This window comes from Intestinirhabdus alba (assembly GCF_009711095.1).
Taxonomy (GTDB): Bacteria; Pseudomonadota; Gammaproteobacteria; order Enterobacterales; family Enterobacteriaceae; genus Intestinirhabdus; species Intestinirhabdus alba.
The window spans coordinates 129,299-154,571 of sequence record NZ_WMJZ01000004.1 but is presented as its reverse complement, the minus strand read 5'-3'; the positions used below and the strand labels follow the sequence as shown (position 1 = coordinate 154,571).

28 protein-coding genes are annotated in these 25,273 nt (G+C 53.7%); 15 read left to right on the top strand and 13 right to left on the bottom strand.

The window, feature by feature from the left end:
* Positions 1-135: 135 nt before the first annotated feature.
* From GJV78_RS23470 to GJV78_RS04565, 6 genes are all read right to left on the bottom strand, one after another.
* Positions 136-828 carry a hypothetical protein gene (locus tag GJV78_RS23470; protein ID WP_224253882.1) on the bottom strand — a complete coding sequence of 231 codons (693 nt, stop codon included), beginning with the start codon at positions 826-828 and terminating at the stop codon, positions 136-138.
* Between the two features lie 20 nt (positions 829-848).
* On the bottom strand, positions 849-1,127 hold the full coding sequence (locus tag GJV78_RS04585) for a helix-turn-helix transcriptional regulator (RefSeq protein WP_155107219.1): 279 nt from the start codon (positions 1,125-1,127) through the stop codon (positions 849-851).
* Complete coding sequence (locus GJV78_RS04580; protein ID WP_079911532.1) at positions 1,124-1,333, bottom strand: helix-turn-helix transcriptional regulator; 210 nt, start codon at positions 1,331-1,333, stop codon at positions 1,124-1,126. Before GJV78_RS04580 ends, GJV78_RS04585 begins: the two co-directional genes overlap by 4 nt.
* 111 nt (positions 1,334-1,444) lie before the next feature.
* Positions 1,445-2,401 (bottom strand): hypothetical protein, encoded by a 957-nt coding sequence (locus GJV78_RS23465; RefSeq protein WP_230979064.1) that lies wholly within the window; start codon positions 2,399-2,401, stop codon positions 1,445-1,447.
* A 93-nt stretch (positions 2,402-2,494) separates the two neighbouring features.
* Positions 2,495-3,763: a tyrosine-type recombinase/integrase gene (locus tag GJV78_RS04570; RefSeq protein ID WP_155107218.1), complete on the bottom strand. Its 1,269-nt coding sequence runs from the start codon at positions 3,761-3,763 to the stop codon at positions 2,495-2,497.
* A 189-nt stretch (positions 3,764-3,952) separates the two neighbouring features.
* Positions 3,953-4,816: a YicC/YloC family endoribonuclease gene (locus GJV78_RS04565; protein ID WP_155107217.1), complete on the bottom strand. Its 864-nt coding sequence runs from the start codon at positions 4,814-4,816 to the stop codon at positions 3,953-3,955.
* Between the two features lie 127 nt (positions 4,817-4,943).
* Between GJV78_RS04565 and rph the strand changes: the two genes are divergently transcribed.
* Positions 4,944-5,660: a ribonuclease PH gene (gene rph, locus GJV78_RS04560; protein ID WP_155107216.1), complete on the top strand. Its 717-nt coding sequence runs from the start codon at positions 4,944-4,946 to the stop codon at positions 5,658-5,660.
* Positions 5,661-5,738: 78 nt separating this feature from the next.
* Positions 5,739-6,380 carry an orotate phosphoribosyltransferase gene (pyrE, locus tag GJV78_RS04555; protein ID WP_155107215.1) on the top strand — a complete coding sequence of 214 codons (642 nt, stop codon included), beginning with the start codon at positions 5,739-5,741 and terminating at the stop codon, positions 6,378-6,380.
* 32 nt (positions 6,381-6,412) lie between these two features.
* Here pyrE and GJV78_RS04550 read toward each other — a convergent pair whose 3' ends face one another.
* From GJV78_RS04550 to coaBC, 4 genes are all read right to left on the bottom strand, one after another.
* Positions 6,413-7,429 carry an SMP-30/gluconolactonase/LRE family protein gene (locus tag GJV78_RS04550; protein WP_155107214.1) on the bottom strand — a complete coding sequence of 339 codons (1,017 nt, stop codon included), beginning with the start codon at positions 7,427-7,429 and terminating at the stop codon, positions 6,413-6,415.
* 160 nt (positions 7,430-7,589) lie between these two features.
* A complete protein-coding gene (gene slmA, locus GJV78_RS04545) occupies positions 7,590-8,186 on the bottom strand; it encodes a nucleoid occlusion factor SlmA (RefSeq protein WP_155107213.1) in 597 nt (198 codons plus the stop codon).
* Positions 8,187-8,306: 120 nt separating this feature from the next.
* Positions 8,307-8,765 (bottom strand): dUTP diphosphatase, encoded by a 459-nt coding sequence (dut, locus tag GJV78_RS04540; protein WP_167519372.1) that lies wholly within the window; start codon positions 8,763-8,765, stop codon positions 8,307-8,309.
* Entirely contained in the window at positions 8,743-9,963 is a 1,221-nt protein-coding gene (gene coaBC / locus GJV78_RS04535; protein ID WP_155107212.1) for a bifunctional phosphopantothenoylcysteine decarboxylase/phosphopantothenate--cysteine ligase CoaBC, read from the bottom strand. The genes dut and coaBC overlap by 23 nt, the downstream gene beginning before the upstream one ends.
* Positions 9,964-10,134: 171 nt before the next feature.
* Between coaBC and radC the strand changes: the two genes are divergently transcribed.
* From radC to mutM, 4 genes are all read left to right on the top strand, one after another.
* Entirely contained in the window at positions 10,135-10,800 is a 666-nt protein-coding gene (gene radC / locus GJV78_RS04530; protein ID WP_155107211.1) for a RadC family protein, read from the top strand.
* Positions 10,801-11,017: 217 nt separating this feature from the next.
* Positions 11,018-11,254 (top strand): 50S ribosomal protein L28, encoded by a 237-nt coding sequence (rpmB, locus tag GJV78_RS04525; protein ID WP_002436699.1) that lies wholly within the window; start codon positions 11,018-11,020, stop codon positions 11,252-11,254.
* A 20-nt stretch (positions 11,255-11,274) separates the two neighbouring features.
* Positions 11,275-11,442, top strand: coding sequence for a 50S ribosomal protein L33 (gene rpmG / locus GJV78_RS04520; RefSeq protein WP_155107210.1), 168 nt, complete (start codon positions 11,275-11,277; stop codon positions 11,440-11,442).
* A gap of 361 nt (positions 11,443-11,803) precedes the next feature.
* A complete protein-coding gene (mutM, locus tag GJV78_RS04515; protein ID WP_155107209.1) occupies positions 11,804-12,613 on the top strand; it encodes a bifunctional DNA-formamidopyrimidine glycosylase/DNA-(apurinic or apyrimidinic site) lyase in 810 nt (269 codons plus the stop codon).
* Positions 12,614-12,622: 9 nt separating this feature from the next.
* On the opposite strand, the gene coaD is transcribed toward mutM, so the two are convergent.
* Both coaD and waaA read right to left on the bottom strand, forming a co-directional pair.
* The gene (gene coaD, locus GJV78_RS04510) at positions 12,623-13,102 is read right to left on the bottom strand and encodes a pantetheine-phosphate adenylyltransferase (protein WP_155107208.1); all 480 of its coding nucleotides are present in this window, start codon (positions 13,100-13,102) and stop codon (positions 12,623-12,625) included.
* A gap of 7 nt (positions 13,103-13,109) precedes the next feature.
* On the bottom strand, positions 13,110-14,387 hold the full coding sequence (gene waaA / locus GJV78_RS04505; RefSeq protein ID WP_155107207.1) for a lipid IV(A) 3-deoxy-D-manno-octulosonic acid transferase: 1,278 nt from the start codon (positions 14,385-14,387) through the stop codon (positions 13,110-13,112).
* Between the two features lie 410 nt (positions 14,388-14,797).
* On the opposite strand from waaA, the gene rfaQ reads away from it, so the two are divergent.
* From rfaQ to GJV78_RS04460, 9 genes are all read left to right on the top strand, one after another.
* Entirely contained in the window at positions 14,798-15,868 is a 1,071-nt protein-coding gene (rfaQ, locus tag GJV78_RS04500; RefSeq protein WP_167519371.1) for a lipopolysaccharide core heptosyltransferase RfaQ, read from the top strand.
* Complete coding sequence (locus GJV78_RS04495; protein ID WP_155107206.1) at positions 15,865-16,989, top strand: glycosyltransferase family 4 protein; 1,125 nt, start codon at positions 15,865-15,867, stop codon at positions 16,987-16,989. The genes rfaQ and GJV78_RS04495 overlap by 4 nt, the downstream gene beginning before the upstream one ends.
* Positions 16,982-17,779: a lipopolysaccharide core heptose(I) kinase RfaP gene (rfaP, locus tag GJV78_RS04490; RefSeq protein ID WP_155107205.1), complete on the top strand. Its 798-nt coding sequence runs from the start codon at positions 16,982-16,984 to the stop codon at positions 17,777-17,779. Before GJV78_RS04495 ends, rfaP begins: the two co-directional genes overlap by 8 nt.
* Before the next feature lie 142 nt (positions 17,780-17,921).
* Positions 17,922-19,001 (top strand): lipopolysaccharide 1,6-galactosyltransferase, encoded by a 1,080-nt coding sequence (gene waaB / locus GJV78_RS04485; RefSeq protein ID WP_155107204.1) that lies wholly within the window; start codon positions 17,922-17,924, stop codon positions 18,999-19,001.
* 5 nt (positions 19,002-19,006) lie between these two features.
* On the top strand, positions 19,007-20,020 hold the full coding sequence (gene waaO, locus GJV78_RS04480) for a lipopolysaccharide 3-alpha-galactosyltransferase (protein WP_155107203.1): 1,014 nt from the start codon (positions 19,007-19,009) through the stop codon (positions 20,018-20,020).
* A gap of 20 nt (positions 20,021-20,040) precedes the next feature.
* The gene (locus tag GJV78_RS04475) at positions 20,041-21,054 is read left to right on the top strand and encodes a glycosyltransferase family 8 protein (RefSeq protein WP_167519376.1); all 1,014 of its coding nucleotides are present in this window, start codon (positions 20,041-20,043) and stop codon (positions 21,052-21,054) included.
* Between the two features lie 23 nt (positions 21,055-21,077).
* A complete protein-coding gene (gene rfaY / locus GJV78_RS04470) occupies positions 21,078-21,776 on the top strand; it encodes a lipopolysaccharide core heptose(II) kinase RfaY (protein ID WP_155107201.1) in 699 nt (232 codons plus the stop codon).
* Between the two features lie 177 nt (positions 21,777-21,953).
* Positions 21,954-22,808, top strand: a complete 855-nt coding sequence (waaZ, locus tag GJV78_RS04465; protein ID WP_155107200.1) for a 3-deoxy-D-manno-oct-2-ulosonate III transferase WaaZ — start codon at positions 21,954-21,956, stop codon at positions 22,806-22,808.
* Positions 22,809-23,156: 348 nt separating this feature from the next.
* Positions 23,157-23,960, top strand: a complete 804-nt coding sequence (locus tag GJV78_RS04460; RefSeq protein ID WP_230979063.1) for a glycosyltransferase family 9 protein — start codon at positions 23,157-23,159, stop codon at positions 23,958-23,960.
* Between the two features lie 36 nt (positions 23,961-23,996).
* On the opposite strand, the gene GJV78_RS04455 is transcribed toward GJV78_RS04460, so the two are convergent.
* Complete coding sequence (locus GJV78_RS04455) at positions 23,997-25,265, bottom strand: O-antigen ligase family protein (RefSeq protein WP_155107198.1); 1,269 nt, start codon at positions 25,263-25,265, stop codon at positions 23,997-23,999.
* Between the last annotated feature and the right edge of the window lie 8 nt (positions 25,266-25,273).

Genomic DNA, 25,273 nt, shown 5'->3' with positions numbered 1-25,273 from the left:
GTACGCGGTTAATTTGTGCGTACGGATTTCGTTGGCTCAAGGTTTGACCACCAGCGGCAAGCCTGGTAATCTGGCGATGTTTCAGTAAAGCGTTGAGACTCAGGCGGCCCGGCATGGCCGCCTTTGTTTTGCCTGTCATACAATAGCCTCCACTTTCAGCCCGCCAGCGGTATACCCCTGAACCCGAACACCATCGACGCGATGACGCTTTTTAGTCAGAAAGCGGATGTGATCTGCGTAGACGTACTGCCATTTACCATCGAGTGCCACACGCTTAAACCACGGATGAGGCTTAGATATGGTCTGGACAACTGGCGCGCAAGCCTTGTGTGGCGCGGATTCTGCTGCGACAACCCCCTTATCATTGCCCGTTACACGGTACAGCCAAAAACGAGCATCCTTTCCGGTCAGTTTGCGAGTGCGCACCGGAACATAACCAGCCTCACGCATTGCCTTACTGAATGCGGCATCGTCCGGGTAATACTGGCGCCGTAGTTCCGTAGATACTGAAACGGCAAAGCTGCGTTTAGTCGGGTATTCCTGCCACTGGCCGACAAATTCAAAAGGAAGGCCGTTAACCCTTCCTTTGGTCTTGTCCTTGCCGCTTATCCCTGCATCATGGTCTGCCTCATGCACGGACACGCCGGAACGCAGCCACACCAGCCCGTTACCGTTGTGGCGCAACCCCAGATCGGCAAGCGTAAATTCACCGCGATTAATGGGCGACCAGTCACCGGAAATAACCTGTTTACGGTTCGCTGAAATATCGTGCTGGCTGGCTACAGGGTGAGCGAATCCCTGCCCGTGGAGGGCATTAATCTTTTTCATCTCAGATTACCTGTGGTTAATTAAGCAGATTTACGGCTGTATGGGTTATTGACGTTCTCTACTGCTGGCGGATTACGAACCCACCAGAGCACATCCGAAAGAAGCCAAGCACAGCTATTGCGGCCAAAGTGACAGCGCGGAGGGAAGCGCCCCTGCTGTTCCATCTTCCAGCGGCTGGAACGGGAAAGACTGGTGATCTCGCTGCATTCTTCTTCACGGATTCGACGGTCGAACTTGAAGCCGTACTCCTCCAGAATCAAGCGACGTTGCTCTGGTGTTGGTTGGGTAAATTTTGTCATTGCGCAGCATCTCCACGACGTTTTGCCAGCCAGTGGTTAATCTCCACGGCATCAAATGCAGTAACGTTATTGGTGAGTTTAACTGGACGCGGCAATGTGCCATTTTTAACCCAGCGATCTATGGTTGGCATTGAGACACCCAACAGCCCCGGCAGCCGGAAGCGGCGGATATACCCAGTAGTAGGAATTGTTGATTGTTCAGTCATGTTCCCGTAACTCCTGTTGATAGCGGTTGACGTTACGGGAACAAAGTTAGCGATTTGATAGGTGATGGATAAGGCACAGTAGTTCTACTGTACCTGTACAGTTAAGTTACTCTACACCTTGCCGTTAGCGGCGGATCTTAAGTGTTTTAGAATTACGTCTTCGTTAGTAATGGTTAGCGGTGGTATCTCATCTTTATGAGCGAGAATACAATCCCGCCACTTCTCAGGACTTATCTCTTTGCGTTCACCCCGGCACTCATCTGGGTATTTTGATAGCAAGCATATTGCAGATTTAAATAGCTTTTCTCTGTTAGTTGCGTGGTGCTCAGCAATGTGATTAACCTTTTTTATTTCCTGCATCAAGTCAGGATTGGAGGAAATACCACGTCGAGCGCTATCTGGGAGGTCGCTGTAATCACCATTATATTTTAGCAATTCTCTTACTTGGTCAGAGGTTATCCATAAATCATTTTCAGTTATTTCGATGTCTGGATATTTCTCTTCATAATGTTCGTCATCTTCTTCGCTATCGCAAATATCATCATGATTTAGCGATAAAGGAATTAAACATAGAGCGGGCGTGCTTTCGTCAGTACGATAAAGACCCAAAGACCCCCATAAAAGAGAAGATTTCCCATAGTTCAAAACCGAGTTTATTACTGGCAGTTGGGGAACCCATAAGCCAAAGGCTCTGCCTTGATGGCTTTGTGATTTTTCACTAGAGGTACTCCCGTCAGCCAGCTGAGACTGATAGAACCACGGATGAAAAATGGTGTCATCGTTTTCTTCATCGTAAGAAACTCGATCAATAGCGAATGATGTATATTTTGATATATTGTGGGCAAATGCCAGAGCGCTATTGTTAGTGCTTAAAGATAAATACCAATCGCTAAGTTCAGTTGCGTTACCTTCAATCCATAGGACTGATTTTAATCCATCTAACCTAACGCATAGAGTTATTTTCTCAGAGACAGCAAGGCTTAGTAAATCATCAGTGCTAACACCTAAAAAATCAGCAGCCCTTTTTATGCGGCAAAATGAAAATGGTATTTTTGTAGTGTCAGACATATGCCACCTTTAAGCATTTCACCTTAAAAAATGAATGAGCCAGGCGGTAAGGTTTTCCACTCTTCACCCCGTCGGGCTAGGCTCAGTCTGTTCCTATGATAGCTTATGCGCTTTCTTGATTGGCGTCACGTTGTAATCTTCGCCCTGTTCCAGAGTGAGCAGTAGATCAGCCCAAAGGTTCAGTGCCGCTTTGCGCTCATTGAAATACTGGTGACGATTATAAATACCCTCGACGCCCTTTATCTTATGATTGAGGCATCGTTCAGCAACAACTGGATCAACACCTAGAGCCGCTAAATGAGTTCGCGCTGTTCGCCTAAAATCGTGGATTGTGAAGTTTGGCACGTCTGGCATTTCAGCCCTTACTTTTGCCAGCGCTACTGGTAATGTGCTTTCCTGAATGTGGGGGATCATCCGATGTTGCATTTTTCTGGCAGGTAGCACCCATGCACTGTTACATGAAAATGTGAGTAACTCCTTCAACCATTCCACTGCGGCCAGTGGGAGCGGTATGTCAATGGCATCGCCGTTCTTGCTGCGTTCTTCTGGCAAGTGCCAGATGGCAGCATCCAAATCAAACTCTTCCCAGCGAGCGGCGCATAGCTCCATTTTTCGAACACACAACGCCAGCAATAACTTAAATGTAAGCTCGTTCTGTCGACTGAACCCTTTTGCTTTACGCATGGCCTGAAATAGCTTGATGAGTTCGCTACGGTTTAACCAGCGATCACGGGCAATTTCTTTCCCGCCGGCGTCTGATACCTCAAAAGCGGAACACGGATTTATCTCCAGTGCGTGGCGTTTAATTCCATAGTCAAAGATCCGGCGAGTCCAGCGCAGCACATCGGTTGCTATAGTTGGCGCTCCACGGTCAACAATACCTTTCAGCATGTCATCAATATGGCGGGGTTTTACATCTTCGACTCTCATTCGACCAATGCAGGGGTTTATGTCTTTATCAATGCGTCTGCGTAGTATGTCTGGGTGTTTCCATCGGGGGAGTATCTGGCGTTCAAAATATTCAGCAGCGAGCTCAGACACATACAGAGCGCTTTTTTTTGCCTCTATTTTTGCTAATGCTTCGGCTTTTCGCTCCTGCTTTTCTCCTGCCACATCGTACCCTAGCGCAACACGAGCAGAGAGTTCCTTCGCTGTCTCTCTGGCTCTCGCCAATGATAGTTCTGCATACGAGCCAATCAACATAACCCGTGACTTTCCCGCGAATTTATATCTAAAGCGCCAGACAGGTGTTTTGTAGTTTTCACGGTAGGAGAGATAAAGTCCGTTTCCATCTGAACGGCCCTCGAATCGCTCACCAGCCTTAATCCACGCCCGGATCTGCATGTCTGTTAGTTTTGGCATTAGGAAAGTCCATATGTTTATTGGTGCATGTACACCTAGCGTGTGTACATCTTACCGCAGAGGTACACCTCTGTGTACACGGTAAAGGTGCGCTTTGTTGATTTCCTATGATAGTCGATAATAACAAAAAAGCCCGCAATAAAGCGGGCTTGGAGGTTGTTTTGATAGTGCGTGATATCTTGTGATTATTTACTCGATATTCTGAATCTGCTCGCGCATCTGTTCGATCAGAACCTTCAGCTCAATGGCGGAATTGGTCACGTCGGCATTAATGGATTTAGATGCCAGGGTATTCGACTCGCGGTTAAACTCCTGCATCATAAAGTCCAGGCGACGGCCGACCGCCTCTTTTTTCTTCAGTATGTTCCAGGTCTCTTTAACGTGCGCTTCCAGCCGGTCCAGCTCCTCTGCGACGTCGATACGCTGCGCCATCAGCACCAGCTCCTGCTCCAGACGGTTGTTTTCCAGCTGCACCTGGGCATCTTCCAGTTTGGCGATCAGGCGCTCGCGCTGCCACTGCAGGATTTCCGGCATATGGGCGCGAACCTTTGCCACTTCGGCGCTGACGCCTTCCAGACGCTGCTCGATCAGGGTTTTCAGCGCCTGGCCTTCGGTTTCGCGGGCGATGATAAAGTCGGTCAGCGTATCGTCGAGGGCGGCGAGGATCTCCGCGGCGATGGCGTCCAGATCCTGCTCCTGGGCGGCCATGACGCCCGGCCAGCGCAGAATATCAACCGGGTTGATTTCCCCCTCGTCGCTCTGCATTTTGACCCAGTTGGCGGCGTTTACCAGCTGCTTCGCCAGCTTCTCGTTCAGGATCAGCTCGCCCTGGACGCTGGCGTCAGGCTCGAAACGCAGCGAGCATTCGACTTTGCCGCGCGTCAGGCGGGCGCGGATGCGCTCGCGGACCACCGGCTCGAGGCTGCGGAACTGTTCCGGCAGGCGGAAATAGGTTTCCAGATAACGCTGGTTTACCGAGCGCATTTCCCATGTGGCGCTACCCCATTCACCCTTGATTTCACGCCGGGCGTAGGCGGTCATGCTGCGGATCATAGACGTTCCCGTTTTGAAAGGAGAGATCGGTCGATTATAGCCACCCGCTCCCCGTCAGGATAGGAATAACCGCGGGAAGTCCGTATAATGCGCAGCCACATTCTCGTTTTAAGCCGGAGATCTCAATATGCGTCCAGCAGGCCGTAGCGCTAATCAGGTGCGTCCCGTAACCCTGACTCGTCATTATACAAAACACGCTGAAGGCTCGGTGCTGGTGGAATTTGGCGATACCAAAGTGCTGTGCACCGCCTCTATTGATGAAGGCGTGCCGCGCTTTCTGAAAGGGCAGGGCCAGGGCTGGATCACCGCCGAGTACGGTATGCTGCCGAGAGCGACCCACACCCGCAACGCGCGCGAGGCGGCGAAAGGCAAGCAGGGTGGGCGTACCATGGAAATTCAGCGGCTGATTGCCCGGGCCCTGCGCGCGGCGGTGGATCTGAAAGCGCTGGGTGAATTTACCATCACCCTGGACTGCGACGTTATCCAGGCCGACGGCGGCACGCGGACGGCATCCATTACCGGAGCCTGCGTGGCCCTGGCCGACGCGCTGAGAAAGCTGGTGGCCAGCGGCAAGCTGAAAACCAACCCGCTGAAGGGCATGGTGGCGGCGGTCTCCGTCGGGATCGTCAACGGTGAAGCGCTCTGCGATCTTGAATATGTGGAAGACTCCGCGGCCGAAACCGATATGAACGTGGTGATGACCGAAGACGGGCGCATGATTGAAGTTCAGGGAACGGCGGAGGGCGAGCCGTTCAGCCATGAGGAGCTTCTCACCCTGCTGGCGCTGGCCAGGGGGGGCATCGAATCCATTGTCGCGTCGCAGAAGGCGGCGTTAGAAAACTAGTTTTAAGGCGACTGAGAGGTCGCCTTTTTTTTGTCTGTAAATGTTGTACATAATGAAAATGCCATAAGGAGCGAATCCATGAAGCCGTATCAGCGCCAGTTTATTGAGTTTGCGCTTAACAAGCAGGTACTTAAGTTTGGCGAATTCACCCTGAAATCCGGGCGTAAAAGCCCCTATTTCTTCAACGCCGGGCTGTTTAATACCGGGCGCGACCTGGCGCTGTTAGGCCGGTTCTATGCCGAAGCGCTGGTGGATTCCGCAATCGCGTTCGATCTGCTGTTTGGCCCGGCCTACAAGGGCATTCCTATCGCTACTACCACCGCGGTTGCCTTGGCGGAACATCACGATCGGGACCTTCCGTACTGCTTCAACCGCAAAGAGGCGAAGGATCACGGCGAGGGGGGCAGCCTGGTCGGCAGCCCGCTGCAGGGCCGCGTGATGCTGGTGGATGACGTGATCACCGCAGGCACCGCGATTCGTGAATCGATGGAGATTATTCAGGCCAACGGGGCATCCCTCGCCGGCGTGCTGATCTCTCTGGATCGGCAGGAGCGCGGGCGCAACGAAATCTCCGCGATTCAGGAAGTGGAGCGCGACTACGGCTGCAAAGTGATTTCCATCATCACCCTGACGGATCTGATCGCTTATCTTGAGGAGAAGCCCGATATGGCGGATCGCCTGGCGGCGGTGCGCGCCTACCGGGAGGCGTACGGCGTATAATGGTTCGCCCGGCCTTCGCTGCCGGGCATCTGTCAGACGAGGCTGGCACCCTGCGTATTCACGTACAGTGAATAGACAGAGGTGCTGGAGGCCATAAACAGCCGGTTGCGCTGTTCGCCGCCGAAGCAGAGATTGGCGCAGCGCTCCGGCAGATGAATCACGCCGATGTTTTTTCCCTGCGGATTGAATATCCGCACGCCGTCAAGCTCTTCGCTGCCGCTTCCCCAGCCGCACCACAGGTTGCCGTCCACGTCGCAGGCAATGCCGTCCGCCGTGCCGCTGCCGCAGTCAATATGCACCCGCCTGTTGGTCAGCGTAGTGTTCACCACGTCCCAGGCCAGAATCAGGCGATTCGGCGTCGCGCGGCTCTCCACCACGTAGAGAATTTTTTCATCAGGCGAGAAGCACAGGCCGTTCGGCCCCTTAATGTCGCCCAGCGCCACGCTCAGTTCGCGGCTTTCCGGATCAAGGCGATAGACGTTCTGCGGCAGCTCCGGCGTCGCTTTATGTCCCTCATAAAAGCCGCTGATGCCGAAGGGGGGATCGGTAAACCAGATGGAGCCGTCCGCTTTGACCACGATATCGTTGGGCGAATTAAGCGGTTTGCCGGCAAAGCGGTCGGCCAGCACGGTAATGCTGCCGTCGTACTCTGTGCGCGTGACGCGCCGGGTATCGTGTTCGCAGCTGATAAGACGCCCCTGGCGATCGCGGGCGTGGCCGTTTGCATAATGGGCGGGATGGCGAAATACGCGGGTTTCGCCAGTAGATTCATCCCAGCGCATCACGGCGTTGTTAGGAATATCGCTCCATAACAGCATACCCATGTCGCCAAACCAGACCGGCCCTTCCGCCCAGCGAAAGCCGGTGGCGATCTGCTCCACCTTCGCGCTGGCCAGCATATAGCGGCGAAAGCTCTCGTCCAGCGCCACGATGCGCGGATCGGGATAGCGCTCAGACGGTGCCCATGCCGCCGCGCTGGTTTTGCTCAACAGCAGTGATGCAGCCGTCAGGCCGCCCAGTTTTAACAGCTCCCGCCGTGATGTCGCCATGTGCTCTCTCCTTTGCTGAAATTATGACCTGATGGAGGGATGGTAGGGGAGCGGGCGGAGGGGAACATCTGGCAAAGTAACGAATTGCCCTGGGCTTTTTAACAGATCGCGCTACCGGCAATCTTAAAAAGGCGCACCGCCTGGTGCGCCAGGATAGCCATTACCGCAGCTGAGCGAGCAGCAGCGGCCAGCGGGCGTCGAAGTCGTCGGTCGGGCGATATCTGAACTCGCTGCGCACAAAGCGCGACAGCATCCCCTCGCAGAAAGCTAACAGCTGACCCGCCAGCAGCGTCTCATCCGTGGCGTAGCCTTCGCCTTCGCGCATTCGCTTTTCCCGCAATACCTGGCGCAGCTGGGCTTCGATACGTTCGAAAAGCTGATTGATGCGCCCCTGCAGGCGGTCCTGTTCAAACATCAGCGCGTGGCCGGTGAGAATGCGCGTCAGCCCGGGATTGCGCTCGCCGAAGCCGAGGATCAGCAGCACGATCAGGCGCAGGCGCGCGGCGGTGTCTTTTTCATCGCTCAGGATCAGATTAATACGGGAGGTAAGGCTGTCTTCGATAAATTCGATCAGGCTATCGAACATTTTGGTTTTGCTGGGAAAGTGGCGATACAGCGCCGCTTCGGAAACGCCGACGGAGGCCGCCAGCTTTGCTGTGGTAATTCGCTGGCTCCCGTCGCTGGATTCAAGCATCAGCGCCAGAGACTGAAGTATTTCTTCGCGACGGTTCCTTTTCGCAGTTTGTTTTTCTGCCATGTTACAAAATACTCCTGAAAATAAGCACTTGCCGGGCTAACATCCACGCTACGGCCGCAAACGTCGCGTTTGCGGCAATGTTATAGCGTTATGACGAGGCGTGGAATGCGGTAACGGTTCTTATCGACGGCCGGAATGGCCAAAACCGCCTTCGCCACGGTCGGTGGCGTCAAAGGTTTCCACCAGGTTAAATTCGGCCTGAACTACCGGCACAAAGACCATCTGGGCGACGCGCTCGCCGGGTTCGATGGTGAAGCTCTGCTGGCCGCGGTTCCAGACGGATACCATCAGCTGGCCCTGGTAGTCAGAGTCGATCAGGCCGACCAGATTACCCAGCACGATGCCGTGTTTATGGCCAAGGCCGGAGCGTGGCAGAATCACCGCCGCCAGCGAGGGATCGGCGATGTGAACGGCAATGCCGGTTGGCAGCAGCGTCGTGGTGCCCGGCGCAAGCTCTACGGCGTCATCAAGACAGGCGCGCAGGTCAAGCCCGGCGGAGCCGGCGGTGGCATAGGTCGGCAGCGGAAACTGGTTGCCGACACGCGGGTCCAGAATTTTAACGTCGATTTTTTTCATCATAACGGGCTACGATCTCGTCGAGTAATAATTGGCCAAGGAGTGCTTTTCGCTCAAGCGGTAAGACTTTATCTCCATCCTGCCAGAAAAGGTGTAAAGCGTTGCTGTCGCTGTTAAAACCCTGCGTCGAAAGCGAAACGTCGTTTGCGCAGATCAGATCGAGGTTTTTACGGATACGCTTTTGCCGGGCGTATTCTTCCACATTATTTGTTTCCGCAGCAAACCCAACGACGTAGGGCCGGTTGTCCGTAAGCGCGGCGACGCCGGCGATAATGTCCGGGTTTTTGACCATTTTTACTGTTAATTCATCGCCCTGGGTCGCCTGTTTTTTTATTTTTTCACCGGCGACGGCGGCCGCGCGGTAGTCCGCCACCGCCGCGCAGCCGATAAAAATATGCTGCTGCTGAACGGCGGATCGCACCGCCGCTTCCATCTCCAGCGCTGTCATCACGTCGATACGCCGCACGGCGGGCGGAGTCGGCAGCGCTACCGGACCGGAGACCAGCGTGACGCTGGCACCGCGCCGGGCGGCGGCGGCGGCAATGGCGAAGCCCATTTTGCCCGAGCTGTGGTTGGAGATATAGCGTACCGGATCGAGCGGTTCCCGGGTGGGGCCTGCGGTAATCATGATGTTGAGGTGCTGCAAATCGTTGACAGAGGTGAAATGTGCCACCGCCCTGTCCACGATCGTTAAGGGATCCAGCATACGGCCGGGGCCAATATCGCCGCACGCCTGGCTGCCGCTGTCCGGCCCCCAGATAAGCAGCCCACGAGAGGCCAGCACGCTAAGGTTGTGCTGCGTCGCGGCGGCGCGGTACATCTGCTGGTTCATGGCCGGCAGCACCGCGACCGGAGCGGGCGTCGCCAGGCAGATCGTCGAAACCAGATCGTTGGCCATGCCGGCGGCGACGCGGGCGATCAGGTCCGCCGTGGCGGGGGCGAGAATAACCAGATCGGCCCATTTCCCCAGCTCGATGTGGCCCATGGCGGCTTCGGCCGCCGGGTCAAGCAGGCTGTCGGCAACGGGATAACCCGACACTGCCTGCAGGCTCAGAGGGGTAATAAACGCTTTTGCCGCTTCGGTCATTGCCACGCGGACGTCGGCACCGCGTTCGCGCAGGCGACGTACCAGCTCGGGGGTCTTGTAGGCGGCAATGCCGCCGCTGACGCCGAGAACGATTTTTTTACCGGCCAGGCTCATGTTGATCTTTCCTGTTGGGGGACACCAGAAGGCGGCTATTTTATCACAATCCGTCCTTTGTCGTGCTTTTGCCCGGCCCCGTTTTGCGAGGCGCTACGCAGGCGCGACGGCCGGGCGTCGCGCCTTGTGCCGGGCTGTGCCACTATGCGCTCTGCATAAGGAGGTGACCTGATGGACAAAACGGAGCATTTGCTACCGAGGGAAAAAATGCTGGCCCAGGGGATCGACGCGCTGTCCGACGTCGAGCTGCTGGCGCTGTTTTTGCGCACCGGGTCGCGGGGCAAAGATGTCTTTACCCTGGCCCGGGAGCTGCTGGCGCATTTCGGCTCCCTTTACGGCCTGCTGACGGCGGATTTTTCGCAGTTTGTCTCGCTGCCCGGCATCGGCGTGGCGAAGTACGCGCAGATTAAGGGGATCGCCGAGCTGGCCAGGCGCTACTATGACGTGCGAATCATGGAGGAAAGCCCGCTGCTGAGTCCGGAAATGACCCGGGCTTTTCTGCGCAGCCAGTTTGCCGGCGAGGAGCGGGAGATCTTTCTGGTGATCTTTCTGGATGCGCAGCATCGGGTTATCCGACACAGCCGGCTTTTTTCCGGCACGCTCAGCCACGTTGAGGTGCATCCGCGTGAAATCGTCCGGGAGGCGATAAAAATGAACGCCTCGGCGCTGATCCTTGCCCATAATCACCCCTCGGGGTGTGCAGAGCCGAGCAAAGCGGATAAACTCATCACCGAGCGTGTGGTGAAATGCTGTCAGTTCATGGATGTCCGGGTGCTCGACCACCTCGTGATTGGCCGGGGCGAATACGTTTCTTTTGCCGAGCGCGGCTGGATTTAGCCTGATTTGCGCGATCCACCGGGATCTTTGTCTGTTCGGGACTTGAGCACATCGCCGACACAGCGTATACTACGCCACCTTTGAGAATCTCGGGTTTGGCATTTGGGCCTGGCAATCGGGAGTTCACACTGAACTAGCGACAACCAGGCTGAGAAGCCTGACGAGGCGCCAATACCCCATACGAAGCTCGAGCTAATTTGATTTTTGGAGAATAGACATGTCCCGAGTCTGCCAAGTTACTGGCAAGCGTCCGGTGACCGGTAACAACCGTTCCCACGCACTGAACGCGACTAAACGCCGTTTCCTGCCTAACCTGCACTCTCACCGTTTCTGGGTTGAGAGCGAGAAGCGTTTTGTCACCCTGCGCGTATCTGCTAAAGGTATGCGTGTTATTGATAAGAAAGGCATCGATACAGTTCTGTCCGAACTGCGTGCCCGTGGCGAAAAGTACTAAGTACTTAGAGGAAATAAATCATGGCTAAAGGTATTCGTGAGAAAATCAAGCTGGTTTCTTCTGCTGGTACTGGTCACTTCTATACCACCACGAAGAACAAGCGTACTAAGCCGGAAAAACTGGAACTGAAAAAGTTCGATCCGGTTATCCGTCAGCACGTACTCTACAAAGAAGCGAAAATTAAATAATTGTCGCTTTGATGTAACAAAAACCCTGCCCCGGCGGGGTTTTTTGTTTTCTGGCCGTCCCCATATTAGGCTGTGTCCCTTAACCGTTCGTGAGCGTCGCTGGCGGTCATTCAGGTCCGGGGCAAGGCGCGAGCCGTAAAGTCTGGTTATTCCAGATGCACGGCGAGCAACGCAGCAGCGGAGCTGAATGGCCCCAGCCCTGCGGGACGCGAGCCAGAAGCGCGTACTCTGTGTTGTCGGGCTTGAACGTAGTTCACTACGTCCTGCGCCCTCCGCCTTGATTACGCGCTTGTGGCTCAGCGTCGACGCCACGCCCGGTTAAGGGACACAGCCTTGAGAGAGTTCACACCCCGGAGACGCTATGCCAGAATTACCTGAAGTTGAAACCAGCCGCCGCGGCATTGAGCCGCACCTGGCTGGCGCAACCATCCTCCATGCCGTCGTGCGCAACGGTCGCCTGCGCTGGCCGGTTTCCGAAGAGATCTACCGCCTGAGCGATGTGCCGGTGCTGAGCGTGCGCCGCCGCGCCAAGTACCTGCTGCTGGAGCTGCCGGACGGCTGGATCATTATTCATCTGGGCATGTCGGGCAGCCTGCGCATCCTGACGGAGGAGCTGCCGGCGGAAAAGCACGACCACGTCGATCTGGTGATGAGCAACGGCAAGGTGCTGCGCTATACCGATCCCCGCCGCTTCGGTGCCTGGCTGTGGACGGCCTCGCTGGAAGGGCACAACGTGCTGGCGCATCTTGGCCCAGAGCCGCTGGACGATGCTTTTAACGGCGCTTACCTGCAGCAGAAATGCGCAAAGAAGAAGACGGCGATCAAGCCCTGGCTGATGGATAACCGGCTGGTGGTGGGCGTCGGGAATATCTACGCCAGCGAGTCGCTGTTTGCGGCGGGTATCCACCCCGATCGTCTGGCCTCGTCGCTGTCGCTGGCCGAATGCGAACTGCTGGCGCGCGTGATTAAGGCGGTGCTGCTGCGCTCCATCGAGCAGGGCGGCACCACCCTGAAGGACTTTCTGCAAAGCGACGGCAGGCCGGGCTACTTTGCCCAGCAGCTGCAGGTGTACGGGCGGAAAGGCGAGCCGTGTCGGGTCTGCGGGACGCCGATAAGCGCGGCGAAGCACGCCCAGCGGGCGACGTTTTACTGTCGGCAGTGCCAGAAGTAGCGGTCCGGATTAGCCGAGCTTCTTCAGCAGCGCCTGGTGTACATTCGCGGGCAGAAAGTGAGAGACATCGCCCTGATGGCGCGCCACCTCTTTCACCAGCGAGGAGGAGATAAACGACCACTCTTGGGAGGGCATCAGAAAAACGCTTTCCAGCTCCGGCATCAGGTGGCGGTTCATATGCGCCAGCTGCATTTCGTATTCAAAGTCGGCCACCGCCCGCAGGCCGCGTATCAGGATATTCACCCGCTGGGCGCGGGCAAAGTTCGCCATCAGATCGCTGAAGCCCAGCACCTCCACGTTATCCAGATGCGCCGTTGCGCGCCGGGCCAGCGCAACGCGCTCCTCCAGGGGAAACAGCGGTTTTTTGCCGGGGCTGGCGGCAATGGCCAGAATGATGCTGTCGAACATCGTCGCGGCGCGGCTGACAATATCCATATGACCATTGGTAATGGGATCGAAGGTTCCCGGATAAATCGCCCGTTTTTGCATAGCGGCCTCAATGCGTTTTCGGTGGCAGGTAGGGTTCCAGCAGCTGTAGCAGACGCTGCAGCGCGCCCTGATTCTGGTAGAGCACTTCAACAGCATGACGGCCGTAGAAGTTACGATAGTCGGCGTCGGTGAGCAGGGAGGCCACTTCTTTTGACAGGGAACCGGCGTCGGTAATGGTAATCAGCCCGTTCGCCTGCTCCAGACGGGTGCAGATATCCTTAAAGTTAAAGGTGTGCGGACCCATCAATACCGGAATGGCATGCGCCGCGGCCTCCAGTGGGTTATGTCCGCCGCGCTCGACCAGCGAGCCGCCGACAAAGGCGAGGTCCGCAATACCGTACAGCAGCATCAGTTCGCCCATCGTATCGCCGACCACCACCTGGGTGTCGGCGGTGGGCACCGCGCCGGAGGAGCGTGTTGTATAGCTTAGCCCCGCCGCGCGCACAAGGTTAATGGCGTCCGGGAAGCGTTCGGGATGGCGGGGCACCAGAATCAGCAGCAGATCCGGGAACTGTTGCAGCAGCGTCTGGTGGGCGCTGATAACCTCGCTCTCTTCGCCGTCGTGGGTGCTGGTGGCGATCCACACCGGGCGATGCGGAGCCCACTGACGACGCAGAGTCACCGCTTTCGCCGCCAGCTGGGGCGTTACCGAGATGTCGAACTTTAGGCTGCCGGTGATGGTAACCTGGCCGTTCTTCGCGCCCAGCGTCACAAAGCGCGCGCCATCCTCTTCATTTTGCGCCGCGATCAGCGTAATACGTTGCAGCAGGCGGCGAACAAACTTACCCAGCTTTGCGTAACCGGCCGCCGAGCGGGCGGAAAGCCGCGCGTTGGCGATAACCAACGGGATGCGGCGCTGGTGCAGCGCGGCGATCAGGTTCGGCCACAGCTCGGTTTCCATAATTAGCACCAGCTTCGGATCAACCTTATTCAGGAAGCGATGAAGGGCGTCGGGAAGATCGTAAGGCAGATAAACATGCTGGACGTCATTGCCGAACGCTGACTGTACGCGCTCAGAGCCGGTGGGCGTCATGGTGGTGACCGTAATCGGCAGATCCGGATAGCGGTGGCGCAGCGCGCGAACTAAAGGAATGGCCGCCAGCGTTTCCCCGACCGAAACGGAGTGCAGCATAATCCCGCCGGGCTTCAGGGGATGGCGATAAAATCCGTAGCGCTCGCCCCAGCGTTTTCGGTAGGCCGGGGCCTTACGTCCGCGCACCCAAAGCCGTATCCAGATCAGAGGCTGAATAAGGTAGAGAAGGGCGGTGTAAAGCAATTCGAGCATAGTAAATAGCTGTCTTATGGACGTGCTGGGGATTCTATGTATTTAGTCAGGGCTTTACCATTACTTTTCCTGTTTTTGACTCAAATCGCCCCTGATACCGCTACGCCAGGCGGATAGTTATCGTTTTTTTGTATTTTTATGCGATCTATTGAAACTTGCCGGCCCAATCGCCGCAAATGGGAAGGCGACGGCGCGGAAAAAAAGAGAATGTAATTTTATTTGTTTGATTTTAAAGGTTAAAAAATTGGTTTTGTTTGAAATTTATTCGGATCGGATCGCGACGAAAGAAGTGATACACTAGCGCGTCAAAGTCAGTGCGGTATCAGTATTCAGGTAGCTGTAGAGCCTGGGGCGGTAGCGTGCTTTTTTCTGCTTATTGTTACCGGACCAACACACTAAAAGAGCCGCTTGTGGAAAAGCCATTTCGAAAAATTCTGGTCATTAAGATGCGCTTTCACGGGGATATGTTATTAACCACCCCTGTTATCAGTACGCTAAAGCAGAATTACCCGGACGCCGATATCGATCTGCTGCTTTATCAGGATACGATCCCTATTTTATCCGAAAACCCTGAAATTAATGCCCTTTATGGCATCAGCAATAAACGTGTCGGCGTGCTGGAGAAAATAAAAAACGCCTTTTCGCTGATCGGAACGCTGCGCGCTAACCGCTACGACCTGGTGATTAATCTGACCGACCAGTGGATTGTCGCTTTTATCGTGCGCTGTCTCGGCGCGCGGATGAAAATTTCGCAGGATTTCGCTAACCGGCAGTCGGCGTTCTGGAAAAAGAGTTTTACCCATCTGGTGCCTTATTCCGGAGAGCACGTCGTGGAGCGAACCCTCTCTGCGCTGCAGCCGCTGGGGCTTCAACGCTATGTGACCGAAACGACCATGAGCTATCTTCCCGAACACCGGGAGAAAATGCGTCAGCAGCTGCGTCAGCTCGGCGTAACCCGCCAGTACGTGGTGATTCAACCCACCGCAAGGCAGCCGTTTAAGTGCTGGGATAATGATAAGTTTTCTCGCGTTATTGATGCACTGGAAAGCCGCGGCTATCAGGTCGTGCTGACTTCCGGCCCCTCGGCGGAAGATCTGGCCTGCGTTGACGATATCGCCCGTGGTTGTAAAAGCCGGCCGGTTACGGGTCTGGCCGGAAAAACCCGTTTCCCGGAGCTGGCGGCGCTGATCGATCGCGCCGCGCTCTTTATCGGCGTTGATTCCGCCCCGGGTCATATCGCCGCGGCGGTGAAAACGCCGGTGATCTGCCTGTTTGGCGCTACCGACCATGTGTTCTGGCGTCCCTGGACCGATGATATTATTCAGTTTTGGGCGGGTGACTATCAGCCGATGCCAAAGCGGCATGAGCGCGATCGCAGCAAGAAATACCTTTCCGTTATTCCCGCTGAGGATGTGATTGCCGCGACGGAAAAAATGCTGCCGCAGGCGGCGCAGGTGATAGATATGGGTGCGCCGCAATGATCGTTGCTTTCTGTTTGTATAAATATTTTCCGTTTGGCGGCCTGCAGCGAGATTTTATGCGCATCGCGCAAACGGTCGCCGGGCGGGGGCATCAGGTCCGGGTCTATACCCAGTCCTGGGAAGGCGAATGTCCCGATATTTTTGAACTGATCCGGGTTCCGGTAAGGTCGCGTACCAACCACGGGCGTAACGCCGAGTATCACGCCTGGGTTCAGGCGCACCTGCGCGAACATCCCGTCGATCGGGTAGTCGGCTTCAACAAGATGCCGGGGCTGGATGTCTACTATGCCGCCGACGTCTGCTACGCCGAAAAGGTGGCGCAGGAGAAAGGCTTCTTTTATCGCCTGACGTCGCGTTATCGCCATTACGCGGCCTTTGAGCGCGCAACCTTCGAACAGGGTCAATCAACGCAGCTGCTGATGCTGACGGATAAGCAGATCGCTGATTTCCAGAAGCATTATCAGACGGAGGCCGGGCGTTTTCATATTCTGCCGCCGGGCATCTATCCGGACCGCAAATACAGCCAGCAGATCCCCAACGCCCGGGCGATCTTTCGCCAGAAAAACGGTATCGGCGAGCAGCAAAATCTGCTGCTGCAGGTTGGTTCAGACTTTACCCGCAAAGGCGTGGATCGTTCGATCGAGGCGCTGGCGTCGCTGCCGGAAGCCCTGCGTCATAATACGCTGCTGTTTGTGGTGGGGCAGGATCGGCCGAAAAAGTTTGCCGCGCTGGCGGAAAAGCGCGGCGTGCGCGCAAACGTGCAGTTCTTTTCCGGACGGAACGATGTCGCGGAGCTAATGGCTGCCGCAGATTTACTGCTGCATCCCGCTTACCAGGAGGCGGCGGGTATCGTGCTGCTGGAGGCGATTGTTGCAGGTTTACCCGTCCTGACCACCGCCGTCTGCGGCTATGCTCACTATATTGTCAGCGCCAACGGCGGCGCGGCGCTGGCGGAGCCCTTCCGCCAGGAAGCGCTGAATGAGATTTTACGCAAGGCGCTGGCGCAGCCCTCCCTGCGCTCCGCGTGGGCGGAAAACGCGCGGCATTATGCGGATACCCAGGACTTGTACAGTTTGCCGGAGAAAGCGGCGGACATCATAACAGGTGGTTTGGATGGTTGAGCTGAAAGAGCCGTTGGCCACGCTATGGCGCGGTAAGGATGCGTTTGCAGAAGTGAAAACGCTGCAGGGCGAAGTATTTCGCGAGCTGGAAACCCGCCGCACGCTGCGTTTTGAGCTGGCCGATAAGAGCTACTTCCTGAAATGGCATCGCGGTACGTCGCTTAAAGAGATCGTAAAAAACCTGCTCTCTTTACGCATGCCCGTGCTGGGGGCCGATCGGGAGTGGAACGCGATTCACCGGCTCCATGAGCTGGGCGTGGATACGATGCGCGGGGTTGGGTTTGGTGAAAAGGGGCTGAATCCGCTGACCAGGACATCCTTTATTATCACCGAAGATCTGACGCCGACCGTCAGTCTGGAAGAGTATTGTGCGGACTGGGCGAGCCGGCCGCCGGAAGTAAAAGCGAAGCGGGCGATCGTAAAGCGCGTGGCGACGATGGTGCGTAATATGCACGCCGGGGGCGTTAACCACCGCGACTGCTATATCTGCCACTTTCTGCTGCATCTGCCCTTTTCGGGCCGGGAAGACGATCTGAAAATTTCCGTTATCGACCTGCATCGGGCGCAGATCCGTGCAAAAGTGCCGCGCCGCTGGAGAGATAAGGATCTGATCGGCCTCTATTTCTCTTCGATGAATATCGGCCTGACGCAGCGGGATATATGGCGGTTTATGCGGGTCTATTTTGCCCTGCCTCTGCATGAAATTATGCGCAGGGAAGAGCAGCTTATTGCGCAGGCGGCAGATAAAGCAGAGAAAATTAAAGCGCGAACCCTGCGGAAAAATCTCTGATGACTGAAGGCGGTCTTGCCGGCTGCCAGCCCTGCCGTCGGCCGGCGCTGTGAGCGGTGACCCGAACCCATCCGGCTGCTGGCCGGGCGATCGGCTGAAGCCCGAAGGGTATTAAAAAATTTCTCTGGAAAGGTTTTTCTCTATGAAAATAGCGTTTATTGGTGAAGCGCTTTCGGGTTTTGGCGGCATGGAGACCGTGATCGGCGACGTGATAGATAAGCTGCGCGCCGATCCGCGGCAGATCCAGTGCGAGATGTTCTTTTTTTGCCGTAATGACAGCATGGATAAGGCCTGGCTCAGGGATATCCGCTATACGTGCTCTTTTTCTAATATTAAGCTGACGCCGCTACGCAGGGCCAGACATGTTCATGCGTTCAGCAAATGGCTGAAGCAGAACGGTCCCGATATTATCATCTGCATTGACGTTATTTCCTGCTGGTATGCCCATAAAGCGCGGCAGAAATCGGGAGTTAATAGCGTTATTTTTGCCTGGCCGCATTTCTCTCTGGAGCATAAAAAACATGCGGAATGTGTTACCTGGGCGGATTATCATCTGGCTATCAGCAGCGGCATTGCCCGGCAGATGGCCGCGCGCGGCGTGGATGAACAACGCATTAGCCTGGTCTATAATCCCGTTGCGGTGAAATCAACGATAATTCCCGCACCTGCGCCCGGCGAGCCTGCCGTTTTCCTTTACGTTGGCCGCATGAAGTTTGAGGGGCAGAAGAGAATTAAAGATCTTCTCGATGGCGTATCCCGGTTAAAAGGGGAGTGGCGGCTGCACGTTATTGGCGATGGTTCGGATTTCGAAAAATGCCGGCACTATGGGCAGACGCTGGGCATTGCGCGCAATATTACCTGGCACGGCTGGCAGGCAGCGCCCTGGCAGGTTGTGGAAAATGATATCCGCAACGTCTCTGCGCTGCTGCTAACCTCCTCGTTTGAAGGGTTTGGGATGGCGATACTGGAGGCCATGTCGTATGGCATCCCCTGCGTCAGCTCAGACTGTGTCTCCGGGCCGCGGGATATGATTCAGCCGGGGGTGAACGGCGAACTCTACCCTCCCGGCGATGTCGGGCGCTTTGCCGCGCGACTTAATGCGATTAGCGCGGGTGAGCTGACCTTTGATCATCGTCAGATACCGAAAACCATTACTAAATTTTACGACGATAACTATTTTCAAAATTTGCAGGCCGCGATTTTTTCTAAAATTGAAAAGTGAATGCTATGACCCAGAAATACTTTGATGAGAAAGTTATTTGCCAGACGTTGGACTATAACTATAGCGCAGGGGGGGATAGCGAAAAATTTCACATAGCCTTCGGTATTGATAAAAATTTCCTTTTTGGCTGCGGCGTCTCTGTTGCCTCAATACTGCTGGCTAACCCCGACGCGGCCCTGGCCTTTCACGTTTTTACCGACTACTTTAGCGATGAAGACAGGGGGCGCTTTGAGGCGCTGGCTAAGCAATATCGTACGCAGATCGTTGTCTATTTAGTGGATTGCGAGCAGCTTAAATCGCTGCCCAGTACGAAAAACTGGTCCTATGCTACCTATTTTCGCTTTATCATCGCGGATTACTTTGCCGGAAAAACGACCAAAGTGCTCTACCTGGATGCGGATATCGCCTGTAAAGGAAGCATTGAGGCGCTTATTGAACTGACGTTTTCCGACACTGAAATCGCGGCGGTGGTGGCGGAAGGTGAAGCCGGCTGGTGGGAGAAGCGCGCGGTGAGTCTGGCGACCCCCGGTCTGTCAAAAGGCTATTTTAATGCCGGCTTTTTATTGATCAATATTCCTCAGTGGGCCGCAGAAAATATCTCCGGAAAGGCGATAGACATGCTGCGGGATCCGCAGGCGATGCGCCGTATTACGCATCTTGACCAGGATGTATTAAATATTCTACTGGTGGGCAAGTCCCGGTTCATAGATAAAAAATATAATACGCAGTTCAGTATTAACTATGAGTTAAAAAAAGATACGGTTAATCCCGTTAATAATAATACCGTCTTTATTCACTACATCGGGCCGACGAAGCCCTGGCACAGCTGGGGCCTGTACCCCATCGCCCAAAGCTTTTTACAGGCGAAAAAAGGGTCTCCCTGGCATGACGTTGCGCTTCTGACGCCAAAAAACAGCCATCAGCTGCGCTACGCGGCAAAACATATGTTTAATCAAAACAGATACTTTTCTGGCATACTTACTTATTTAAAATATTTTTTAAGTAAAATCTTTAAATAAGAATAATGATAGGTGATGTAGTGGACTCATTTCCTGAAATAGAGATAACCGAGTACAGCATTTTTGACGGACGCGATAGCGACTGTGGCAACACCTTAAATATCTCTTACGGGATCGATGAAAATTATCTCGACGGCGTGGGCGTGTCAATTGCCTCCGTGCTTTTGCATAATAATATCGACGTCGCGTTCCACGTTATCTGCGATCGCTATAGCCAGGATTTTATTAAGAAAGTTGCCGAACTGGCCGTTCAGTTTCACGTAAAAATCTCTCTGTATACGATTAACGTTACCTGTCTGGCGGTGCTTCCCCGCACCGAAGTCTGGTCACGGGCCATGTATTTCAGGCTGTTTGCTTTCGATTATCTCAGCAGTAAAATTGAACGCCTGCTTTATTTAGATGCCGATGTTATTTGTAAAGGCCCGCTGGATCTTTTACTCCAGCTTGATTTGACGGATAACGTTGCGGCGGTGGTGAAAGATGTCGAGTCTATTCAGAATAGGGTTGACGACAGATTAAGCGCCTATCATCTTCAGGGACGCTATTTTAACTCCGGCGTGGTTCTGGTGAACCTGAGCGCATGGAAAAAGGATGCCTTAACGGCGAAGGCTCTGGCATTGCTGACCGCGGATAATAGCTCACTTACTTTTAAATATCCGGATCAGGATGTGCTGAATATCCTGTTGAGCGAGCGGGTCATTTATTTACCCCGCGAGTATAATACGATTTATACGTTAAAAAGCGAACTAAGGGACAAAACTCACCGAAAGTATCTGGAACTGATTAACGACGAGACGAAACTTATTCATTATACCGGTGCGACGAAGCCCTGGCACGCCTGGGCGATCTATCCCTCTGCGGTGTATTATAAAAAGGCTTTACAGCAGTCGCCGTGGCGAGCGTGCCCTGCTAAACAAGCAAAAACGCTCGTTGAGTTTAAAAAGCGATATAAGCATCTCCTGGTTCAACGCCGGTATATTGCCGGACTGGCCGCCGGCCTGGCTTATCTCCGCCGGAAACTGTTCTCTCACTAATCGTGCTTTCTGTACTTAACATTATGATCATTAAAAAGAAAATTAATCGCTTTACCGTTTTTGTAAAAGATGACGGTGAAAAATATATTGAAATATTTAATAACTTTTTAAATAATAGCCTGAAGGTGCTGAAGGTATTTCGTAATATCGATGATACCAGGGTGGTGCTAATTGATACGGCCTATGGGAAATTTATTTTAAAGGTGTTTCACCCACGGGTTAAAAACACGGAGCGTTTTCTGAAGTCGATGGTAAAAGGGGATTACTATGAAAACCTTTTTTATCAGACCCATCGCGTGCGGCAGGAGGGATTCGACGCCTTAAACGACTTCTATCTGCTTGCGGAGATAAAAACGCTCCGCTACGTGCATACCTATATCATGCTGATTGAATATATCGAAGGCGTAGAGCTTGCCGACATGGCGGAAATTGGGCCTGAGGTGAAAGAGAAGCTGCATCAGTCAATCCTTTCTTTGCACCGACACGGGATGGTATCCGGGGATCCACATAAAGGTAACTTTATATTACAGGGCGATAAAATACGCATCATTGATTTGTCCGGAAAACGACCTTCACGGCAACGGATGGCAAAGGACAGATTGGATCTGGAACGCCATTATGGTATTGAAAATTCAACAAAAGATTTAGGTTTCTGGCTGCTGATTTATAAGAAAAAATTGCGTAATTTCTTGCGGCGTCTTAAGGGTAAAAACGTGCGCTAGTCTGGCTTACCGCGGTGAAGGCATTGCTATTGTTAGTGAATGATGCAAGAATGTTTTTGCCTGTTTTTTAGTCAGTTTGGCGCTATCAATTTGTTTCCCGTCAAAAATGTAAACATGAATAATACCCTCAAAAATTGCACATGATGTTAAGTTGCATGACAAACATACAGGTTTTATATGAGTGACGTGAACTTTATAACTCGCTCCGGTGTTCAGCAACTTATTGCAAACCGAACATCTGATAACGCGATTATCTTTTTGTCGGGGCCCACGTCCCGCAATACTCCGCTTTCGCTGCTGCGCAGTAATGACGTTTTGACCGTAAACGGAGCGGCCGAGTACCTGCTGGACCACGGTATTACCCCCTTTATCTATGTGCTCACCGACGCGCGTTTTCTGCTTCAGCGCCGGGAAGATTTCTACCGCTTCAGCCGCAGCAGTAAATATACTTTTGTAAATACAGACGTTTACGAGGCGGCGTCCGAAGAAGATAAGCAGTACCTGCGCACCCATTGCTCTATTCTTCGTGCCTTTTATAAGCGTGAAAAGGGCGGTGTCTTTAAGAAGCTGAGGCTGGAACTGTTATCCAGATGGCATAAGAAGCTGCTGATTCAGGTTCCGCTCTCGAGGCGCGGCAGGCTGGTCGGTTTTTGTAAGGACATCAGTCTGGGCTATTGTTCATGCCATACTGTAGCCTATACCGCTATGCAAATTGCCTATTCGCTGGAGTATGACAATATCATCTGCTCCGGGCTGGACATTACCGGAAGCTGCTCGCGTTTTTACGATGAGAGCAATAATCCTATGCCCTCTGAGCTAAGTAAGGATCTGGTTAAAATTCTTCCCTTCTTTAAATTTATGCGCGATCGGGTTGAAGACCTGCGTATTTATAATTTATCCGATGATACCGCCATTAGCTACGATATTATTCCGCATATTAAGGTTAAGGACGTGGCAAATCTTGCGCGAAAAAGAGATGTGTTAACCAATACGCTGGATCTCCGCGATCGGGCAGACTATTTTATTGGCTAATTCATTTGAAAGTTATTCTATCCGGTAATCAGTATGCGCTTAGGCTCGTTCCACAAGAAAAAAAGATATTATATAAATAAAATCAAAACCAATGTGTTGTCTTTATTTCTTAGAAAAAGAGAAGTCAGCGAACTTCATTCTCCGCTCATTAAAACCTGCCTGCTTGTACATAATAACGGCAAAATCGGTGACTTAATTGTTTTAAGCTCGCTGTATCGGGAGCTGGAGCAGCGTGGCGTAAAACTTTCCATTGTTACCAACGGGGCGGGCAGAGCATTTCTGTCAGGCAACAAGAAAATCCACCAGTTTTATATAAAAAAATCCAATAAATTAAGAGATATCATAGCGTTGTGCGCTCAGCTGCGCGCCCAGCCGTTCGATCTGGTGCTGGATCCTTTTGAGACCATGCCCTCCTTTGTTCACAGCCTGCTGTTATTCAGCGTGCGGGCGCAGCATATTCTTGGCTTCGATAAGTGCTACAGGCGATATTATACAACCTATCATCCCCATGATGAGGGCCTGACCAGACATATGTGTACCCGGGCAAATGAGATTTTCAGCCAGCTGTACGGTGCCGCCGGGTCTACGTTTGATAATCGCTACTATGTTCCCTTACCGGAAGAGGTTGAGGCGAAAATTATCGACTTTTTAGGCGAGTCGCAGGTGATTATTATTAATCCTCTGGGGGCCAAGAAAATTTGTCGGTTAACGTCAGCGCAGATCTCCGCTATCTATGATCAGGTAAAAGAGAGTATGCCGGGCTACCGTATTCTCTTCACCGGGCTGCCGGCCGATCTGCGGTCAATCGATCTTCCGCATATTGAAACGCTGCCGTTTGGCGAATTTAATTACACCGTTGCGCTGACCAAACATAGCCGGTTTGTCATTTCGGTGGATACCGCTCTGGTGCATATTGCCTCCGCTTTTGAAATTCCTACCCTTGCGTTATATCCCAACGCACGTCATCCCACCTATCCCTCTCATTTAATCTGGTCGCCAAATAATCGTCATGCCATTCAAATTGTCTCCCCAGGCTGTACCGTTAAAGATATCAGCCCGGAGGTTCTGCGCGACGCCGTTGACGCGCTGTTCAGCAAGTCGGTGAAGCCGTCTCCTTCCGCTTCGCGCGGCGCTGAGTCAGAGGCGGGTTAACGACAAGGCTGCCCGCGAGCAGCCTGCGCCTGAACGTCACGATATGGCCCTGTCGGTCCTGTTTGTCTTGATAAACAGTATCAGCACGATGCCGGTGATCATAATAATGGGAATGCTGCGCGACCAGATGATGACATCGCTCAACCCGGTGCCAATCACGGCCAGCGTAAGGGCAAAAAGCCCCAGCGAACGGTGGCGGTAAACGGTAAAGAACAGCGCGATATAAAATAACAGGGTGGACAGAATACCGGCCAGCCCCTTCAGGGACGCCGCCTCAATAAATTCATTGTGCAGATGAACATTACTGAACTCCAGCGCGCCCTGCAGATAGGGGTGCTCGGTGGCCAGCGCCTGCATACGCGCGCCGCGCTCATCGGCGGAGCGAAAAGCCAGCGGAGCTTCCCTGAAAATATCAAAGCCAATCTCGTACATTGCCAGCCGGGCACCCAGAGAGCTGTGGCTGTTATTGTTACTGCTGTAGTTGGTGAAATCCGCAAGACCTTCGTGATAGCGATGATAAATGGGCTTGCTGAACAGGGCGACAAGCGCAACCAGCAGAATAAAAAAGCCGACAACCGAAAAGAAAAGCTTCTTCGGGGACTTTAAATAGCTGCTGGTTAAGGCGATCGCGCAAATAATCGGGAACATCAGCAGGGTGGAGCGCGTCTGGGTCAGCATCAGCGCATAATAGACGGCAATAATGTTCAGCAGAAAGAGAAGGGGATGGTTGCGCCGGGTATAGAGGATTGACACCGCGCTGATAATGCCCACCAGCATGATCGAATAGGCGGCACCGGTGGCGCTACCGATACCAAAGTCGATGCGCTCTAACCCCGTGGCGGTTTTAACAGAGTAAGCGTAGCCGGCGATAATAAATGAGACCGCGTACAGAATATAAAACGGCGTCTCTCTGTTTAGCCTGATCTTTGAACTCAGCACCAGCAGGGTTAAAAAAGTGCCAAACAGAAAAATCTTTGCCGTATTCAGATAGCCATGGTACGTCGCCCGGAAAGGGGAGTGATCCACCTTGAATGCGGAATACCATATAAGATCCACCGCGCCAACGATCAGTATGGCGAGGGGCAGCAGCCAGTGCTGGCTACTGAAGCTTCGGGGCTTTCCGCGTAGCAGCAGCGCCAGCAGACCCGCAATGGCGGTAATAGTATACAGCTTCATCGCGAGATTATTATCTATCAGGGCGACGAGCATCGTGGCGAAGCAGAGAACGTAGGTCACCATCTCCAGCGCGGTCGATGATTTTTGGCAATATAACGTCCAGGGTTCAGAGCGGTGTAAGGCGGGCATGGATTTAC

Coding starts and splice junctions, on each gene's coding strand:
- GJV78_RS04455 (WP_155107198.1), bottom strand. CDS start 25,265: ATGCCCGCCTTACACCGCTCTGAACCCTGGACGTTATATTGCCAAAAA.
- radC (WP_155107211.1), top strand. CDS start 10,135: ATGGACAAAACGGAGCATTTGCTACCGAGGGAAAAAATGCTGGCCCAG.
- mutM (WP_155107209.1), top strand. CDS start 11,804: ATGCCAGAATTACCTGAAGTTGAAACCAGCCGCCGCGGCATTGAGCCG.
- rpmB (WP_002436699.1), top strand. CDS start 11,018: ATGTCCCGAGTCTGCCAAGTTACTGGCAAGCGTCCGGTGACCGGTAAC.
- rpmG (WP_155107210.1), top strand. CDS start 11,275: ATGGCTAAAGGTATTCGTGAGAAAATCAAGCTGGTTTCTTCTGCTGGT.
- waaO (WP_155107203.1), top strand. CDS start 19,007: ATGACCCAGAAATACTTTGATGAGAAAGTTATTTGCCAGACGTTGGAC.
- pyrE (WP_155107215.1), top strand. CDS start 5,739: ATGAAGCCGTATCAGCGCCAGTTTATTGAGTTTGCGCTTAACAAGCAG.
- GJV78_RS04570 (WP_155107218.1), bottom strand. CDS start 3,763: ATGCCAAAACTAACAGACATGCAGATCCGGGCGTGGATTAAGGCTGGT.
- GJV78_RS04550 (WP_155107214.1), bottom strand. CDS start 7,429: ATGGCGACATCACGGCGGGAGCTGTTAAAACTGGGCGGCCTGACGGCT.
- rph (WP_155107216.1), top strand. CDS start 4,944: ATGCGTCCAGCAGGCCGTAGCGCTAATCAGGTGCGTCCCGTAACCCTG.
- GJV78_RS04495 (WP_155107206.1), top strand. CDS start 15,865: ATGATCGTTGCTTTCTGTTTGTATAAATATTTTCCGTTTGGCGGCCTG.
- rfaY (WP_155107201.1), top strand. CDS start 21,078: ATGATCATTAAAAAGAAAATTAATCGCTTTACCGTTTTTGTAAAAGAT.
- rfaP (WP_155107205.1), top strand. CDS start 16,982: ATGGTTGAGCTGAAAGAGCCGTTGGCCACGCTATGGCGCGGTAAGGAT.
- coaD (WP_155107208.1), bottom strand. CDS start 13,102: ATGCAAAAACGGGCGATTTATCCGGGAACCTTCGATCCCATTACCAAT.
- coaBC (WP_155107212.1), bottom strand. CDS start 9,963: ATGAGCCTGGCCGGTAAAAAAATCGTTCTCGGCGTCAGCGGCGGCATT.
- waaB (WP_155107204.1), top strand. CDS start 17,922: ATGAAAATAGCGTTTATTGGTGAAGCGCTTTCGGGTTTTGGCGGCATG.
- GJV78_RS23470 (WP_224253882.1), bottom strand. CDS start 828: ATGAAAAAGATTAATGCCCTCCACGGGCAGGGATTCGCTCACCCTGTA.
- GJV78_RS04585 (WP_155107219.1), bottom strand. CDS start 1,127: ATGACAAAATTTACCCAACCAACACCAGAGCAACGTCGCTTGATTCTG.
- waaZ (WP_155107200.1), top strand. CDS start 21,954: ATGAGTGACGTGAACTTTATAACTCGCTCCGGTGTTCAGCAACTTATT.
- GJV78_RS23465 (WP_230979064.1), bottom strand. CDS start 2,401: ATGTCTGACACTACAAAAATACCATTTTCATTTTGCCGCATAAAAAGG.
- waaA (WP_155107207.1), bottom strand. CDS start 14,387: ATGCTCGAATTGCTTTACACCGCCCTTCTCTACCTTATTCAGCCTCTG.
- slmA (WP_155107213.1), bottom strand. CDS start 8,186: ATGGCAGAAAAACAAACTGCGAAAAGGAACCGTCGCGAAGAAATACTT.
- GJV78_RS04565 (WP_155107217.1), bottom strand. CDS start 4,816: ATGATCCGCAGCATGACCGCCTACGCCCGGCGTGAAATCAAGGGTGAA.
- dut (WP_167519372.1), bottom strand. CDS start 8,765: ATGATGAAAAAAATCGACGTTAAAATTCTGGACCCGCGTGTCGGCAAC.
- GJV78_RS04580 (WP_079911532.1), bottom strand. CDS start 1,333: ATGACTGAACAATCAACAATTCCTACTACTGGGTATATCCGCCGCTTC.